This window comes from Desulfoscipio gibsoniae DSM 7213, from assembly GCF_000233715.2.
GTDB lineage: Bacteria > Bacillota > Desulfotomaculia > Desulfotomaculales > Desulfallaceae > Sporotomaculum > Sporotomaculum gibsoniae.
In genome coordinates this window covers 4327317-4341174 of record NC_021184.1, presented here as the reverse complement: position 1 = coordinate 4341174, position 13858 = coordinate 4327317, and the positions used below count along the sequence as shown (strand labels likewise).

General features: G+C 46.7%; 13 protein-coding genes. 8 read left to right on the top strand and 5 right to left on the bottom strand.

Features of this window, described 5'->3' with window-relative positions; translation table 11 throughout:
- Nucleotides 1-10: 10 nt before the first annotated feature.
- On the top strand, nt 11-1102 hold the full coding sequence (gene cobT, locus DESGI_RS20215) for a nicotinate-nucleotide--dimethylbenzimidazole phosphoribosyltransferase (protein ID WP_006521445.1): 1092 nt from the start codon (nt 11-13) through the stop codon (nt 1100-1102).
- Complete coding sequence (locus tag DESGI_RS20210) at nt 1095-2627, top strand: DUF2284 domain-containing protein (RefSeq protein WP_006521446.1); 1533 nt, start codon at nt 1095-1097, stop codon at nt 2625-2627. The genes cobT and DESGI_RS20210 overlap by 8 nt, the downstream gene beginning before the upstream one ends.
- Nucleotides 2628-2809: 182 nt before the next feature.
- On the opposite strand, the gene thiM is transcribed toward DESGI_RS20210, so the two are convergent.
- Nucleotides 2810-3628 carry a hydroxyethylthiazole kinase gene (gene thiM / locus DESGI_RS20205; RefSeq protein ID WP_006521447.1) on the bottom strand — a complete coding sequence of 273 codons (819 nt, stop codon included), beginning with the start codon at nt 3626-3628 and terminating at the stop codon, nt 2810-2812.
- A 526-nt stretch (nt 3629-4154) separates the two neighbouring features.
- Between thiM and DESGI_RS20200 the strand changes: the two genes are divergently transcribed.
- Nucleotides 4155-4784, top strand: coding sequence for a TetR/AcrR family transcriptional regulator (locus DESGI_RS20200; RefSeq protein WP_006521448.1), 630 nt, complete (start codon nt 4155-4157; stop codon nt 4782-4784).
- A gap of 18 nt (nt 4785-4802) precedes the next feature.
- Nucleotides 4803-7358 carry a PEP/pyruvate-binding domain-containing protein gene (locus DESGI_RS20195; RefSeq protein ID WP_006521449.1) on the top strand — a complete coding sequence of 852 codons (2556 nt, stop codon included), beginning with the start codon at nt 4803-4805 and terminating at the stop codon, nt 7356-7358.
- Between the two features lie 386 nt (nt 7359-7744).
- On the opposite strand, the gene DESGI_RS20190 is transcribed toward DESGI_RS20195, so the two are convergent.
- Both DESGI_RS20190 and DESGI_RS20185 read right to left on the bottom strand, forming a co-directional pair.
- The gene (locus DESGI_RS20190; RefSeq protein WP_006521451.1) at nt 7745-8545 is read right to left on the bottom strand and encodes a DUF3786 domain-containing protein; all 801 of its coding nucleotides are present in this window, start codon (nt 8543-8545) and stop codon (nt 7745-7747) included.
- Nucleotides 8546-8599: 54 nt separating this feature from the next.
- On the bottom strand, nt 8600-9952 hold the full coding sequence (locus DESGI_RS20185; protein ID WP_006521452.1) for a sigma-54 interaction domain-containing protein: 1353 nt from the start codon (nt 9950-9952) through the stop codon (nt 8600-8602).
- Between the two features lie 454 nt (nt 9953-10406).
- Between DESGI_RS20185 and DESGI_RS25915 the strand changes: the two genes are divergently transcribed.
- Nucleotides 10407-10556 (top strand): hypothetical protein, encoded by a 150-nt coding sequence (locus tag DESGI_RS25915; RefSeq protein WP_006521453.1) that lies wholly within the window; start codon nt 10407-10409, stop codon nt 10554-10556.
- Nucleotides 10557-10934: 378 nt separating this feature from the next.
- Nucleotides 10935-12041: a L,D-transpeptidase family protein gene (locus DESGI_RS23405; RefSeq protein WP_157872833.1), complete on the top strand. Its 1107-nt coding sequence runs from the start codon at nt 10935-10937 to the stop codon at nt 12039-12041.
- A gap of 151 nt (nt 12042-12192) precedes the next feature.
- Here the strand turns inward: DESGI_RS23405 and DESGI_RS20175 are convergent, their stop codons facing one another.
- The gene (locus tag DESGI_RS20175; RefSeq protein ID WP_006521455.1) at nt 12193-12729 is read right to left on the bottom strand and encodes an immunoglobulin-like domain-containing protein; all 537 of its coding nucleotides are present in this window, start codon (nt 12727-12729) and stop codon (nt 12193-12195) included.
- A 27-nt stretch (nt 12730-12756) separates the two neighbouring features.
- Nucleotides 12757-12921, bottom strand: coding sequence for a hypothetical protein (locus DESGI_RS25435; RefSeq protein WP_006521456.1), 165 nt, complete (start codon nt 12919-12921; stop codon nt 12757-12759).
- A gap of 92 nt (nt 12922-13013) precedes the next feature.
- Here DESGI_RS25435 and DESGI_RS20170 point away from each other — a divergent pair, with 92 nt between their 5' ends.
- Complete coding sequence (locus tag DESGI_RS20170; protein ID WP_006521457.1) at nt 13014-13286, top strand: type II toxin-antitoxin system Phd/YefM family antitoxin; 273 nt, start codon at nt 13014-13016, stop codon at nt 13284-13286.
- Nucleotides 13267-13590, top strand: coding sequence for a type II toxin-antitoxin system RelE/ParE family toxin (locus DESGI_RS20165; protein ID WP_006521458.1), 324 nt, complete (start codon nt 13267-13269; stop codon nt 13588-13590). Before DESGI_RS20170 ends, DESGI_RS20165 begins: the two co-directional genes overlap by 20 nt.
- Nucleotides 13591-13858 lie beyond the last annotated feature (268 nt).

The following is a 13858-nucleotide window of genomic DNA, read 5'->3' as shown; positions in this document are numbered from 1 at the left end:
GTGAAAAATAATGCATTTATCTTTGGAACAAGTATTATCCGGCATTCGACCGGTGGAACAGGCCTGGCGGGTAAAAGCCAGGAAACGGCTGGATGATCTGGCCATTCCGCATAATAGTCTGGGGGATTTGCTGGACTTGGCAGAGCAACTGGCTGCCATTAATGAAAGCATGACGCCCTCTGTAGCGAAGAAAATGGTGGTGACCATGGCCGGGGATCATGGTGTTGCAGCTGAAGGTGTAAGTGCATTTCCCCAGGAAGTTACCCGGCAGATGGTAAATAATTTTGTTGCCGGTGGTGCGGCCATCAATGTTCTGGCAGAAACAGCAGGTGCCGGTGTGACCGTGGTAGACATGGGGGTTGCAGTGGATCTAAGCGTTCTGGTGGAGCAAAAAAAGATACTTTCTTATAAAGTTGGCTATGGTACGCAGAATATGGCCAAGGGTCCGGCAATGACTCGGGAGCAGGCGGTGCAGGGTCTGGAAGCAGGTATAGAAATTGCCGGCTTACTGGTAAAAAGCGGCATAGAACTGTTGGGCACAGGAGACATGGGGATCGGCAATACGACGCCAAGCAGTGCGATTCTGGCGGTGTTTTCCGGTCGATCCCCCCGGCAGGTAACCGGTCGGGGAACCGGTATCAATGACAGTGCTTTGGACAACAAAGTGCAGGTCATCGAAAAGGCTATTGCTTTAAATAAACCGGATCCCAAAGATGCTTTGGATGTATTGTCCAAGGTGGGCGGCTTTGAAATTGCCGGAATTGCCGGATTGATTCTGGGTGCGGCTTACTATCGCATACCGGTGGTAGTAGACGGACTAATATCATCCGCCGGGGCCTTGGTAGCCAAAAACTTGGCACCCAATGCCATTGACTATATGATTGCAGCCCATCAATCCATGGAACCGGGACATCAATACATGCTGGAAGAATTGGGTCTCAAACCACTTCTGGATCTAAACTTGCGTTTAGGAGAAGGTACCGGTGCAGCTTTGGCTATGCATATCGTGGAAACAGCTTCCCGGGTTATTTACAAAATGCTGACTTTTACGGATGCAGGAGTTACGGAACCGGAAAATACCGGGGGCATGGCAAATGCATAATCCGCAGGATATGAATCCTCAATATCTGGAAGATCTGGCTACAGGCTATTGGTACTCGGAGGTGCTTTTTACTGCTGTGGAGCAGGGATTCTTTAACCGGTTGGAGCCCGGTGGAAAACCCGTGGCGGAGCTGGCCAGGGAATTAAAATATGACTTTGGAAGTTTAAAACGCTATATTCATATCCTGTCTACCTTGGGACTGGTCTTTGAAGCTGACGGGTATTGTACCAATACAAAGCTCTCTCGAAAATACCTGATTCAGGGTACTGAAGCTTATCAGGGCGACTCCATCCTGTGGCGTAAATACCTGGTTGAGCATTGGAAAAGTCTGCATCAATGCTTGGAAAAAGGCACCCGGGTGCTTCTTCCGCCTATGGATGAGCCGGAGGAAGCCGTCAAACAGCGTTTTCGCCGTTATTGCCGGGCGATGGACTGTATAGTTAAGAATAAAATCGGACAGATATTGCCGATTTTTTCCCAGCTTAAGCTGCAAGGAAATATTCTGGATGTAGGTTCAGGCTTGGGCGCCTTTTCTACCGAATTTTTAAGGCAGTTTCCTGACACCAAGGCTACGCTGCTGGATATGGCTCAAGTTCTGGAATACGCGGAAGAAACCCATGCCGGCAGGGCTTATGCGGACCGTATTCAATATCGACCCACCAATATATTGGAGCCCTGGGAATTACAAAAAAAGCAATACAGCTTGGTAATTTTATCCAATATTGTTCATGCCTTCGCTGAGGCAGAAACCGGGCATGTGCTTTCCGAAGCAGCTGCTCACCTGGCAGAGGATGGGCTGCTGATCGTTCATGATTTTTTCATGGAGCATAAACCGGAAAAGGCGGCCTTGTCAGATCTAAATATGCTGGTGAACACTTACAACGGCAAGGTCTATACGGCTGCCTGGGTGCGGCAGCAGCTGAGGGATGCAGGCTTTATAGCGACGGAATGGATCCCTTTGGAATCAGATACCGCTGTTCTGGTGGCGGCAAAGCAATCGAAAAAGCTGGCGGATTTGTGCATTAGTGCATTGCAGCAATTGTCGGTACAGATACAGAACTTGGGCTTTCAAGTAGTAAAGCCAATTGAGGTGGATTCAATCCACGTACCGGAGTGGGTAGGGCTCAAATGCGAATTCGGCTGTGACGGCTACAACCTTCCCCATTGTCCCCCTAATAGCATCAAACCTGAAAAAACACGGGCATTATTAAAGGATTATTCAAAATGCCTGCTGCTGCAAGGCGTGCCGCCAACCCGTGATTTTCAGAGGATGGTGCTGCAAGCAGAGCGCACAGCCTTTAAAACGGGCTATTATAAAGCATTTTCTCTTTGGGCCGGTCCCTGCAGTATTTGCCCGAAATGCGGCGGCAGAGGAAATTGCAAGAACCATAAAGATGCACGGCCTTCCATGGAATCCGCCGGCATCGATGTTTTTGAAACTCTTCGGAGAAATGGAATTTCCTTGAAGACACTACCGGAAAAAGATGATTATGTAAAATATTTCGCTATATTGTTATTGGAGTGACGGGCGTTGATTGATCAACTGTATCGATTCACACACCGAAGAGAGATCTGGGTGCCATCGTATTGAATAATATCAGAATTATACCGGGGACGCCTATTGAAGCCATCGCCAGAAGCCATGGAGAGATCGATGCGGATCGGATCTGCTGTGTTTCATGGGGAGGGACAGACTACGGCCGAAAGCTAATCCCCTTTTATGGTTATCCTGGCGCCTGAAATAATTTTCTCTGGAGTAAGGTCATAGACTTGGTCGAACAAGGCTACCCTGTAGGAACCAGGCCGCAAGGGTGCTCCTAGCGCAGCTGCTTCACCGGCGATACCGAAGGAAATCAGGGCGCCGGCGGCAGCGGTTAGCGGGTCAGGGCAAACAGCAGCAAAGGCGCCCGTAAGGGCTGTGGACATGCAGCCTGTTCCGGTAAGCCCGCCCATCATCCAGTGTCCGTTTTCTATGAGAATACTCCGTCTGCTGTCAGACACAGCATCAATTTTTCCGGTAATAGCTACAGTCAGGCCAAATTTTTCAGCCACCAGCCGGGCAATCTCTCCGCTTCCGGCTGATACCCCGGCAGCGTCCACACCCTTAACGGTGGCATCCAGACCACCTAAAATAGCTATTTCCGCAGCGTTACCACGTAAAATAGTTACATTTACCTCATTGAGAATACGTAATGAACTTTGGGTTCTCAAACTGGTAGCACCTGCCCCTACAGGGTCCAGTACCACGGGAATACCGAGTTGGTTAGCCTTCTTTCCGGCATAAAGCATACTCTCTACCAGCTCTGGTGTTAAGGTGCCGATATTTAGAACCAGGGCGCCGGAGAGGGCAACCATTTCCTCAACTTCTTCCCGGGCATGGGCCATTACCGGGGAAGCGCCAATGTGTAGCAAGATATTGGCGGTATCATTCATTGCCACCATGTTGGTGATGTTGTGTATCAAAGGTATGGTTTCTCTTATTTTAATTAAATAATCAGCAATATCTTTTAGCATTTTTTCAGTCATCAGTAGTCAACCGCCTTCCTAATTCAATCATTGTTTATGGTTCATGCTTAAATTAAAAACCGCATTCCCAAAGAGAATGCGTAAAATAAAAATATTTATATCACATCCCTCCGCTGGTATTATCCAGTACCTGTACTTTGCAGGCAGCGCCAAATAACGCTCAGGTTCCAGGGTCAGCGAGTCTTTCCCGCACTCTCAGCTCCAAACTAGAAGCTCCCCTTGTGCAAATTTTTATTTTTTCCAAATCAAGAATATCACAGTAATATTTTTGTGGCAATATGGTTATTCTTAGCCTGCATAACTGCCAGCGCCCTACCAAACCGCCCATCATCACTCTAGCCGACGTTCCAAAGACTTTTCTGCCTCACTCAATTCTTCAGGGTTTTTACGTTTGCTACTACGGTCAATCAGTGCTTCGTATATATGATGGCTGTCGAATCTATTGACATATCTACCCAATAAGTATAATATAATTTGTAAATTAACTAAACAATATCTTTAGTCAATATAGAGGGAGTTGAAAAAATTGACTCAGAATAAACCTGAAACACGATCATACTCCAGTCCCTTGCGGAATCGCCAGCGGGAATATACCCGCAATCTAATCATGGAGGCGGTCGCCTCATTTGTTGCCCAAGGCCGCATCAATACCTTTAGCGTGCAGGACGTAGCCGACCGAGCCGGGATTTCCTACGCCTCGGTTTACCGCCACTTTCCAACCCGGGAGGCGCTGTTGGAAGAAATGTACGAGTGGGCAAGCGAAGTGGCCGGCTCGCAAATGCCGCCCACCCCCAGTACAATTGATGAAATTCCCGCCTGGATAGCCAAGTCTGTTCCGGTGTTCGAACAGAACACGGCTGCAATTCAGGCCGTTATATCCGTTCTGGCGGCGCTTAATATTAAGCCGGAAAGCAGGCAGCAGCGGGACGATATAATTGACAGCCTTGTGGCTGAAGGCGCCCCTAATTTACCACCTGAGGTAGCCCGGCGGTCAGCGGCCATAGTTCGCTACCTGGCCGGCTCTTTGGGCTGGGCAACCCTCCGCCAGCGGTTCGGGCTTGATGCTGAGGATACTTCGGCCGCACTTACCTGGGCGCTGGAAGTATTAATACGTGACCTTAAACGGCAAGGCGCAAATGCAAATTCTGATGTATAAAAAAGGAGGCACATAAACATGGTTAAGGGCGATGATAAGCGGCAGCAGGAAACCATTCCATACGTTTTACCACTGCGTGCCCCTGAAACTGCCCTTTCCGGCCGGGTCGGAACTAAAGCCACGAACTTGTCACGCCTGCTGGCCGCGGGGTTTCCTGTTCCTGACGGTATTGTCGTAACCACCGCGGCTTTCGCAGCCCATGTTGCTGCAACCTTTAACGACCCCGGTCAGGCTGCTGATGTGATAGTTAAAAAACCGCTGCCGGCCCCCATTGAGGAAGCTCTCCACCGTGCCCTCGCTGCCTTTGGGGATGCTCCGCTAGCCGTGCGATCCTCCGGGGTAGCGGAGGACCTGGCCGGTGCTTCCTTTGCCGGCCAGTACGAGACGGTTTTGAATGTGCGCGGTTATAATGCCACTGCCGATGCCGTGTGCAAATGTTGGGCTTCCGCTTTTAGCGGCCATATCCTGACCTACCAAACGAACCGGGAATTGGGAGCAGACCGGATGGCGGTGCTAATACAGCCCATGATTGAGGCCGATGCTGCCGGGGTAGCTTTTACCGCCAATCCTGTAACCGGCGACCGCTCCGAAACGGTGGTCAGCGCCGTTCGAGGACTGGGTGAGCGCCTGGTCTCCGGGCAGGCTTCCCCGGATGAGTGGGTGGTCCGAGAGGGTCGGGCCGTCTGCCGGAGTTCTCCGGAAAATGCCCTGGGTGAACGTGAAGTGCTGGCGGTGGCAGAGCTGGCCAGGCAGGTGGAAAAATACTTTGGCAACCCCCAGGACATTGAATGGGTTTTGAAAGATGGCAAACTATACTTGTTGCAGGCCCGGCCTATTACCACGCTGTCAGATGCCGGGGAAACGGAACCCGTACCAGTGCCGGTGGAGCCGCCTTCCGGGTACTGGGAGCGCGGAGATTCCCACTACCCGCAGCCGCTATATCCTCTAACCCGTTCGGTTCTGCTGCCTGCGGCCAACCCGGGGTTTCGAAAGATGTGTACTGAATTTGGGCTGCTCACAGAAACGGTGGAAGAACGTGAGATTGGGGGATGGGTATACCTGCGGATGGTCCCCCTGGGTGGAAAGGACCGCCCGCCGCTGCCTGATTGGCTGACCGGTTTATTGATCCGCCTGCTGCCATCGCTGCGGGCACGTATTCGGGATTGCACAGAGGCGGCCCGCGCCGATAAGGCGGGCAAGTGCATTGAGCAGTGGTATGCCGAATTCAAGCCGAACCTGATTAAGCAGCTTACGGCTTTAAGGGACACCAAGCTGCAGACACTGCCCGCTGACGGTCTGGACAGGCACGCCGAGGCAGTTAGCCTTCTGGTTAGGGAGAGCCAGGAGATGCACATGATGCTTAACCAATCACTTAACCTGCTGCTGGCTGAGTTTACCTTTACTTGCCGTGATTTACTGGGTTGGAAAGAGGAGCAGGCATTTGAAATGTTAAGCGGCCTCTCCGAGACATCGAGCGCCCCGGCCCGTGCCCTGGCCCGGATTGCCCAGCAAGTACGGGAGAACCCATCACTGTCGGATCTGTTCCAACAAACCGACCGGCCTACCTTGGAGCGCATGGCCGCGGCAGACGCGGGCTTCGCCAAAGCATTTGCTTCATACCAGCGGGAGTTTGGCTGCCGGACTATCCGCTATGAAGTGGCCGACCCGACCCTGGCGGAGACGCCGGAACTGCTCCTTGCTCTGATCGCCAACCAAATCAGTCGAAATTATAACCCGGAGGCGGACGCACAGGCACTGGCGGAAAAGCGCGCCCACCTGGTGTCCCAGGCCCGGCGGATGTTGTCCGGACGCCCGGCGGCAGAGCGGGACCGCTTCGAGCGGGCAATGACCCGGGCCGAAAGGGCTTACCCGGTACGTGAAGAGCACGGGTTCTACGACACCAGCATGCCGCTGGCGCTTTTGCGGTATATCTCCCTGGAGATGGGACGCCGCTTGGTCGAGCACAAGCAAATTGCCAAACAGGATGATGTTTTCTTCTTGGAATTCAAAGAGGCCCGTATGGCATTAGGTACCGGGGAAAACCTGCATGAGTTGGTTGCCCGCCGCAAGGGGGAGCGCGCCTGGGTACTGGCAAACCCCGGACCCGCAAGCTACGGTACACTGCCGCCAGCGCCGCCTTCCTTTGCCGCCCTGCCTGCGGAAGCACGCTGGGTTCATGAAGCAGTAATGTGGTTCTATGAGCGGGTCTTTGCTGCAGCAGCCAGCGGCAGCCGGCAGGCGGACGCCCGGGCGCTCAAAGGGATCGCTGCGTCGGCGGGGCGCTACACTGGGCCGGTTCGGGTAATTCTTAGCGAGTCGGAATTCCACAGGATTCAGCCCGGGGATGTACTGGTATGCCCCATTACGTCGCCGGTCTGGTCGGTACTTTTCCCAAGTGTAGGCGCCCTGGTGACGGACTCGGGCGGGTTTCTGTCGCATTCGGCAATCATTGCGCGCGAATATCATATCCCGGCAGTGGTTGCAACCGGCAATGCTACCCAAATCCTACGCGATGGCCAGCTGGTAACGGTGGAAGGTGCGACTGGAACGGTATCGGTTGAAGGGTTGCATTAGGAGGGTTGCCGCATTGGTTTGGGAAGTCCATTTTGCATTTTGAATTACTTACTATACAACAAGAATAAGGAAATGAGGCTAAAGTGTTTGCATATACCGGTATACTTTTAGGATTAGTTTCCTCTATTATGATGCAAACAATTCTGGCTACGGTATTACCCAGTATAGTTGAAAATTTAGGGGATGCTCATCTATATAGTTGGATATTTAGCGGCTATTTAAAGGATCCACTTATTTAGATGAACAAGCACAAGTAAAAAATGAGATTGTTTCATAAGATAATCTTTTGTAGCATTCCCCAAAAAAAATGCGCAGCTCAAGTTCGAAACCTTGCCACGCTTAATTTAGCTGTGCCGTTGGTTATTTTTGTGGCCTAACGATTATAGTTAACCATGCCTGAAAGCTATTTTTTCTAACATCCTCACAATCCCTGCGGTAATACCATAGATTGATCGAATGTTAAGATTATCTTCCGCCGTGGTGTCAAAAAAAACATTAAGTTTGGATTCAAGTTCATCTTCCTGCTTAGTGTAACAAATGAGTATAGGGGTTCTTGGCAGGGGGTATAAAATTAACGAAATGTCAGAAGAGAAACTTGTCTTTGCCGGCCTTGCGCCAAATACATGTAAAATGTCCTCAAAAAGATCAGTATGGTTATCAGCAATTTGTTTTAAAACTTTTTCACATTGCGGTTCAAAAAGTGGGACCCAGGTCATCCCGTTTTTTAGTTCCCTGAAGGGAACCCATTCCCCGGTAGCATTTTTCCCCGCACAAGATAAAACATAATCAAGTAATGGCAATGCTAACCATACAATAACATGGCAATCAGATGTAATATTCCCATCAGAATCAATAAAAAAGTCCTTACCAAGACACTTAATTTTCAATTTTTCGCCGGAAAGCGATGCTCCCAGTCTTTCTGCCGATGCATAAAAATCTATGGTGGCAATTTCTCTTTGCAGCTGCTCCAGTAATTGCTCCTGCTGCTGCTCAAGAGGTACCCGCTTATGTATTTTTATTTCAAATCTTTCAGTTATATTACTGTCCAGGTGAGGGCAATCGGCGAGATTTTTTTGACCATTAATTATCGCTGCGGCAAAGGCCAGGCATGATGGTGTCTGACATTGCTTGCAGTTTGATTTTGGGAGTAACTTGTAAATATCCAGTGGATTCTGAAGTAATGACATATAGCATATACCCCTTTCGAAAAATATTTCTTTTTCCTAAAACTCCCAGATAAACTATACGTCTCTTAGTAAACCTGCTTTCTTAAGTTTTTTTATTTTACGCCATAGGGTTGTCTTATCAATTCCCAGTTCGACTGCTGCAGCCTTTTTGTTGCCGTTGTTCCGGACGAGAGCCTGGTAGATCAACCTTTTTTCCATTTCTGACAGCGTGCAAGCGTCGTTACAACTCTTGCCCGGCTCTTTCTCAACCTGAAGGTGCGATGGGAGATGTCTTGTCATAATAAGACCCTTTTTGCATAGAACAAAGGCATGTTCAATGATGTTTTCCAATTCCCGGATGTTACCTGGATAATTATGCCTCATTAAAATAGACAAGGCATCTTCCGAAATACCCTCGACATCCCTTTCCCTTAAATTATTAAAACGATTAATAAAATGGTTAATTAGCAGCGGAATGTCTTCCTTTCGGTCAGCCAGTGGTGGAAGGGTAAGCTTTATTACATTAATCCGGTAGTACAAATCATTTCTAAAAAGACCTTGCTTTATAAGTTGTTCGACATTTTTGTTGGTAGCTGCCAAAACCCTCACATCGGTTTTGACCGTAGTTGTGGACCCCAGTGGCTCGTATTCCTTCTCCTGCAATACCCTTAAAAGCTTAACCTGCAGCGCCGGTGATATATCGCCAATCTCATCAAGAAGGATGGTTCCCCCGTTGGCCCTCGCGAAACGACCTTGCTTGCTTTTTCTGGCGTCTGTAAAAGCGCCTGCCTCGTAACCGAAAAGCTCCGACTCCAGAAGTGAGTCGGGAAGGGCAGCACAGTTTACTGTCACCAGGGGATGGCCCCGGCGCTGGCTTAAATTATGAATAGCCCTGGCTAGAAGTTCCTTCCCGGATCCGGTAGGACCCTCAATTAGAACAGAGCTTTCACTTTCGGCAATGTCAGGCAGTATCTGGAATATTTGCTGCATCTTATGATTTTTGCTGATAATGTCCGCAAAGGTATAGCGTCCACTTAGCTCTTTTCTGAGCTCCTCTACAAGGCTTAGATCCCGGCTGATTTTTACTATTCCAATAACCTGACCGTAGTTATCCTTTAAAACCACATCATATATGCTGAGATGAACCTTTTTGCCAGCGGCGTTTGTTGTTACCACCACTTTGTTATTTACTTGGTTTAATGTTTCTGTAGTTTGTTTAAGAGGGCAATCGGTTTCACATTTATTGGGGCTAGGTTGTAATATTTCCCAGCAGTATCGACCCAGCACATCACCCCGCGATAAGCCGGTAAAATTCTCCGCTGCGCGATTGAATGAAATAATACGATGATCTATGCTTATGGCTATGACGCCCTCGGTTATGCTGTCTAGTATTAAGTTGTTTAATATAGACATATCAATTTTTTCCATGAAAACCGTCCCGTAAGTTTATTCTTAGCAATTAGCACTAAAGTCTAATACATATAATCAGCTAATAAGAAATAACTCTTTTCTGATGAAATGCAAGATCCGTACCATTTAAATAATGTGTAATTTAATGCGGTTTTTTTGCCATTCCTTAAACCCGCGGATTGCAATATGCAATTAATATCTGTAATAAAGTAAGGTTAGCATACTTTAATAAGTGTTATTTTATAAGAATTTATGGGCTAAATAAATAGATTTTCTAATGATTGCATAATGCAACTCTATTAATATTGAAAATTGCATTATGCAATCATGATCTTGATGACTCCGGAAAAAAGAGTAATAAAATAAGGAAGTCCTAGCGTCCGTCAGGCTATAATTGATGCTGCAACAGAGTTGTTCATCCAAAAGGGTTATAATGAGACAAGTGACAGTAAGATTGTAAAGGAGGTAGGGGTTGCCCAGGGGATCTTTTATCTCAACTTTCCAAGCAAATACCCATATGCGCACAGCCATTCTTGAAAGAAGTATGGATGCCATTGTGGAAGCGAGTTTTGAAAGTGAAAACCCTACATGGGATCCAATGGTAAAATCGAGTATGGCATAAAAGGAGCTTTTGGGGTAATAGAAAAATCCCGTGGGGCTTGTTTTTTTAATTTAAAGCGTATAGGTTGCAATGTTTCGTTCATATACATAAAGTGATAATATTGTAAATATATTGGAGGGATGGACTCTGGTAAAGAGACCAAAACGTATAAAACGACGTTTTGGGGGAGCCTTATTCTTAATAGTTTTATTAATTCTGAGTCTTAAAAATTATTCCATAGTAAACATTAGTACAAACTCAAACCCCTTTGACACTTTAGTGAGAATTAATTTTATCCTACCTGTGCACAAGGAATCAATAAAATCTAAAATAACTATTATACCCGAAATAGCCAATACACCAATTTCATATAAGATTAATTGGTTATCCTCTAATACTATGCTTTTGCAATTAACACAAGAAAAAGGGCCTCAAGGACAATTATTAACATTTAAAATTGATAACGTTCCTACCATTATTCCATATATTAAAAAAAGTGTTCAAGGTAGTGTCAGGCCTTATGCTCCACTGGAGTTATCATCGGAAACAATTATTAACAATGTACCATCTTGCGGACCCCTGCTATTAACTTTTAATACTCCGGTTGATCCTAAAAGTCTAAAAAAAAGTATTATCCTGCCTACACCAGGGCATCTTAAGGCTTTTGAGTTTTCCGCCAACGGTAAGAATTACACAGATTATAGCCGCTGGCACTACACCCCGAAAAAACCTTTTAAAAATGAGGCAACTTACCAAATCATCATTAAACCGGGTCTAAAAAATTTGAGTGGAAGTATTTTGGAAAAACAATATAAAATAGCATTTTCTACTGCTCCCAAGCTTGAAGTCATCGATACAAACCCAAGTAACAATACAAAGAGCGTTCAACTTTTTCAAACCATAGAGTTTACTCTTAATCAGGAGATGGCCGCCGCTTCCGTGAAGGTTGTGGAAATCAAGGATGGAGAAAATGTACCCGGTAAAACACAGGTTGATCGAAAAACGGCCCGTTTTCAACCAGCTCGTGTATTTTTACCTGACCATAGCTATAAAGCAGTGTTACAGGCAAAATCCAAAGCCGGGGAAAGTATAAACAGTCAATTATCTTTTACCACTTTGGATATGGGTAAAAGGTTATGGGTAGATGTCTGTCTGGGTGAAAAACATACTGTTACTGTATATCAGGGAAGTAAAAAGATTTGTTCTATGCCGGCATCAGGGGGACGTCCTGATGCCCCTACACCACTAGGCTACTTTTATACTCAAGATCACGGTTATAGTTTTTGGTCGTCAAGGTTTGGTGAGGGGGCGACATACTGGGTGCGACTAGTGGGGCAAATACTTGTACACTCAGTACCTAAAGATAGCCAATGGAAAACTAAGGAAGAAGAGCATGACAAACTTGGTCTTCCGGCAAGTCATGGTTGTATACGATTGGACGAAAGTGATGCCAAATGGTTTTACGAAAACATACCCCGGGGGACATTGGTGATTATCCATACATAGGGCTTGCCTAGGTTGGAGGTGATACTATTAACGTTGTTTTTGGTTTTTTAGTCACAATTATCAAGGGCGGAGTAATTCCGTCCTTGTTGCTATCGATAAATATAAAATATAGGCCTTAACAACAGCAACCTATTATACTCATTTTGTTCGGTTAGTAAATTGTAAACTCAGCAGCCAAATAGTAAGTGTCATATTCCCCTGAACCTCTAAAATCTTGTATATCTTTCATAATGCGGTATTCACCTGTGTCCAGACTGCCATAGAGCCATTCCCAATCGACTGCCCATTCGCCATTGTCTCCAGAGGTCAAATTATAGCCAATATCAACAAATCCGTAGTTGCCATCTATAATGACAGGAACCTGATACCAGTTTCCATTGATTTTCTTTTCCAACAAAAAGAATTCGCCATAGATACACTGACTGCTCGATTTATTCTCAAAATATACGGTCAAACTGGTAGAGGAAGATGTTCCTTCCTTTACAATCATAGTAACGCCGTCAAAGTTGTTGACAGTTTCATATGTTGTAGGTTCCCAGTCAGTTGTCTCAGCAGACTGGCTTGAAGCAGTTTTCGTTACGGTGTTTTCTGTTCCTACGGATGAATTGCTGTTACCATAATTTCCGCATCCTGTCAAGAAAACCAAACTTATAGCCATACAAACGAATAGACATAGATATTTTTTCATATTATCACTCCTTCTACTTATTAGTCGTCAAATATATGACAGAAGTTCCGCAAAGGTCAACTCATCCAGCATAATATCTCCTTGTCTTCTGGAAAGGGCGCGGATGTGGGCCAGCAACTCCTTCACCAGGGTGGCCAGGCTGTTTGTCGCATATCCGGCGATGTCCTCCCTGTCGCTGAATTTATCCAGCACGGCGGAGTCGCCTGCCGCCTTAAAGAATTGATACCAGTGAAGAATTATCATATAATAAAGGCAGAATAATTTATATCAAAGGAGGTAGCCTTGTGATTATCAAATCTTCAACCAGCTTGCGTAATGATTATGGCGCTATTTCAAGACTTGCCCATGAATCACAGGAACCTATCTACATCACTAAAAATGGCGAAGGCGACCTTGTGGTTATAAGCATAGACGCATTTGAAAAGCGAGATGAGTTAATCCGGTTGAGAGCAAAGCTTGAACTGGCAGAAAAGTCTCGTCTTGCCGGAGAGCCGGCCTATACGCTGGAAGAATCCAAGCAACGTTTAGAGAAAATCTATGAGCAATGCGAAGTATAAGCTACACATCCTCACGCCTGCCCAGCGTGAGTTGGAGGAAATTGCCCTTGTTCACCTGGAACTTGTGGGCCCCGGTTCGGCGCGCAAAATTACCAATCGTATTTATGATGCGCTTGCACTTTTACAGATAAGCCCCAACATGGGTGTGAGCTGTGCAGATAAACCGTTAAAAACGCTAGGTTATCGTATGTTTATTTGTGAAAACTATCTTTATATTTACCGTCTAATTGGTGATACTGTATTCGTCTATCACATTGTTGACGGTAGAACGGATTATCCTAAGTTCATGAAAGACTTAGAATGACTTCAACCCGGCAATCAAAAGTGTTAATAAATCACAGATTACACAGATTAACACAGATTAACACAGGGGAGATCTTCTCGATCAGACGTGGACGGGGAACGGTGGTGCCGGGTGGCGCGGGGATGTGGAAGGAGTATTTTTTCGCCTCCGGCCGCGTCATGGAAACTGCTGCCATGGTTTCGATTGCAGTCGTTCGTACCTGTGGATTGATTTTTATGTACCGGCCTGATTTTTATATAATTATATATTTCCTGTTACTAGCCTTTTC

Coding starts and splice junctions, on each gene's coding strand:
- DESGI_RS23405 (WP_157872833.1), top strand. CDS start 10,935: ATGCTTTTGCAATTAACACAAGAAAAAGGGCCTCAAGGACAATTATTA.
- cobT (WP_006521445.1), top strand. CDS start 11: ATGCATTTATCTTTGGAACAAGTATTATCCGGCATTCGACCGGTGGAA.
- DESGI_RS20175 (WP_006521455.1), bottom strand. CDS start 12,729: ATGAAAAAATATCTATGTCTATTCGTTTGTATGGCTATAAGTTTGGTT.
- DESGI_RS20195 (WP_006521449.1), top strand. CDS start 4,803: ATGGTTAAGGGCGATGATAAGCGGCAGCAGGAAACCATTCCATACGTT.
- DESGI_RS20190 (WP_006521451.1), bottom strand. CDS start 8,545: ATGTCATTACTTCAGAATCCACTGGATATTTACAAGTTACTCCCAAAA.
- DESGI_RS20210 (WP_006521446.1), top strand. CDS start 1,095: ATGCATAATCCGCAGGATATGAATCCTCAATATCTGGAAGATCTGGCT.
- DESGI_RS20165 (WP_006521458.1), top strand. CDS start 13,267: ATGAGCAATGCGAAGTATAAGCTACACATCCTCACGCCTGCCCAGCGT.
- DESGI_RS20185 (WP_006521452.1), bottom strand. CDS start 9,952: ATGGAAAAAATTGATATGTCTATATTAAACAACTTAATACTAGACAGC.
- thiM (WP_006521447.1), bottom strand. CDS start 3,628: ATGACTGAAAAAATGCTAAAAGATATTGCTGATTATTTAATTAAAATA.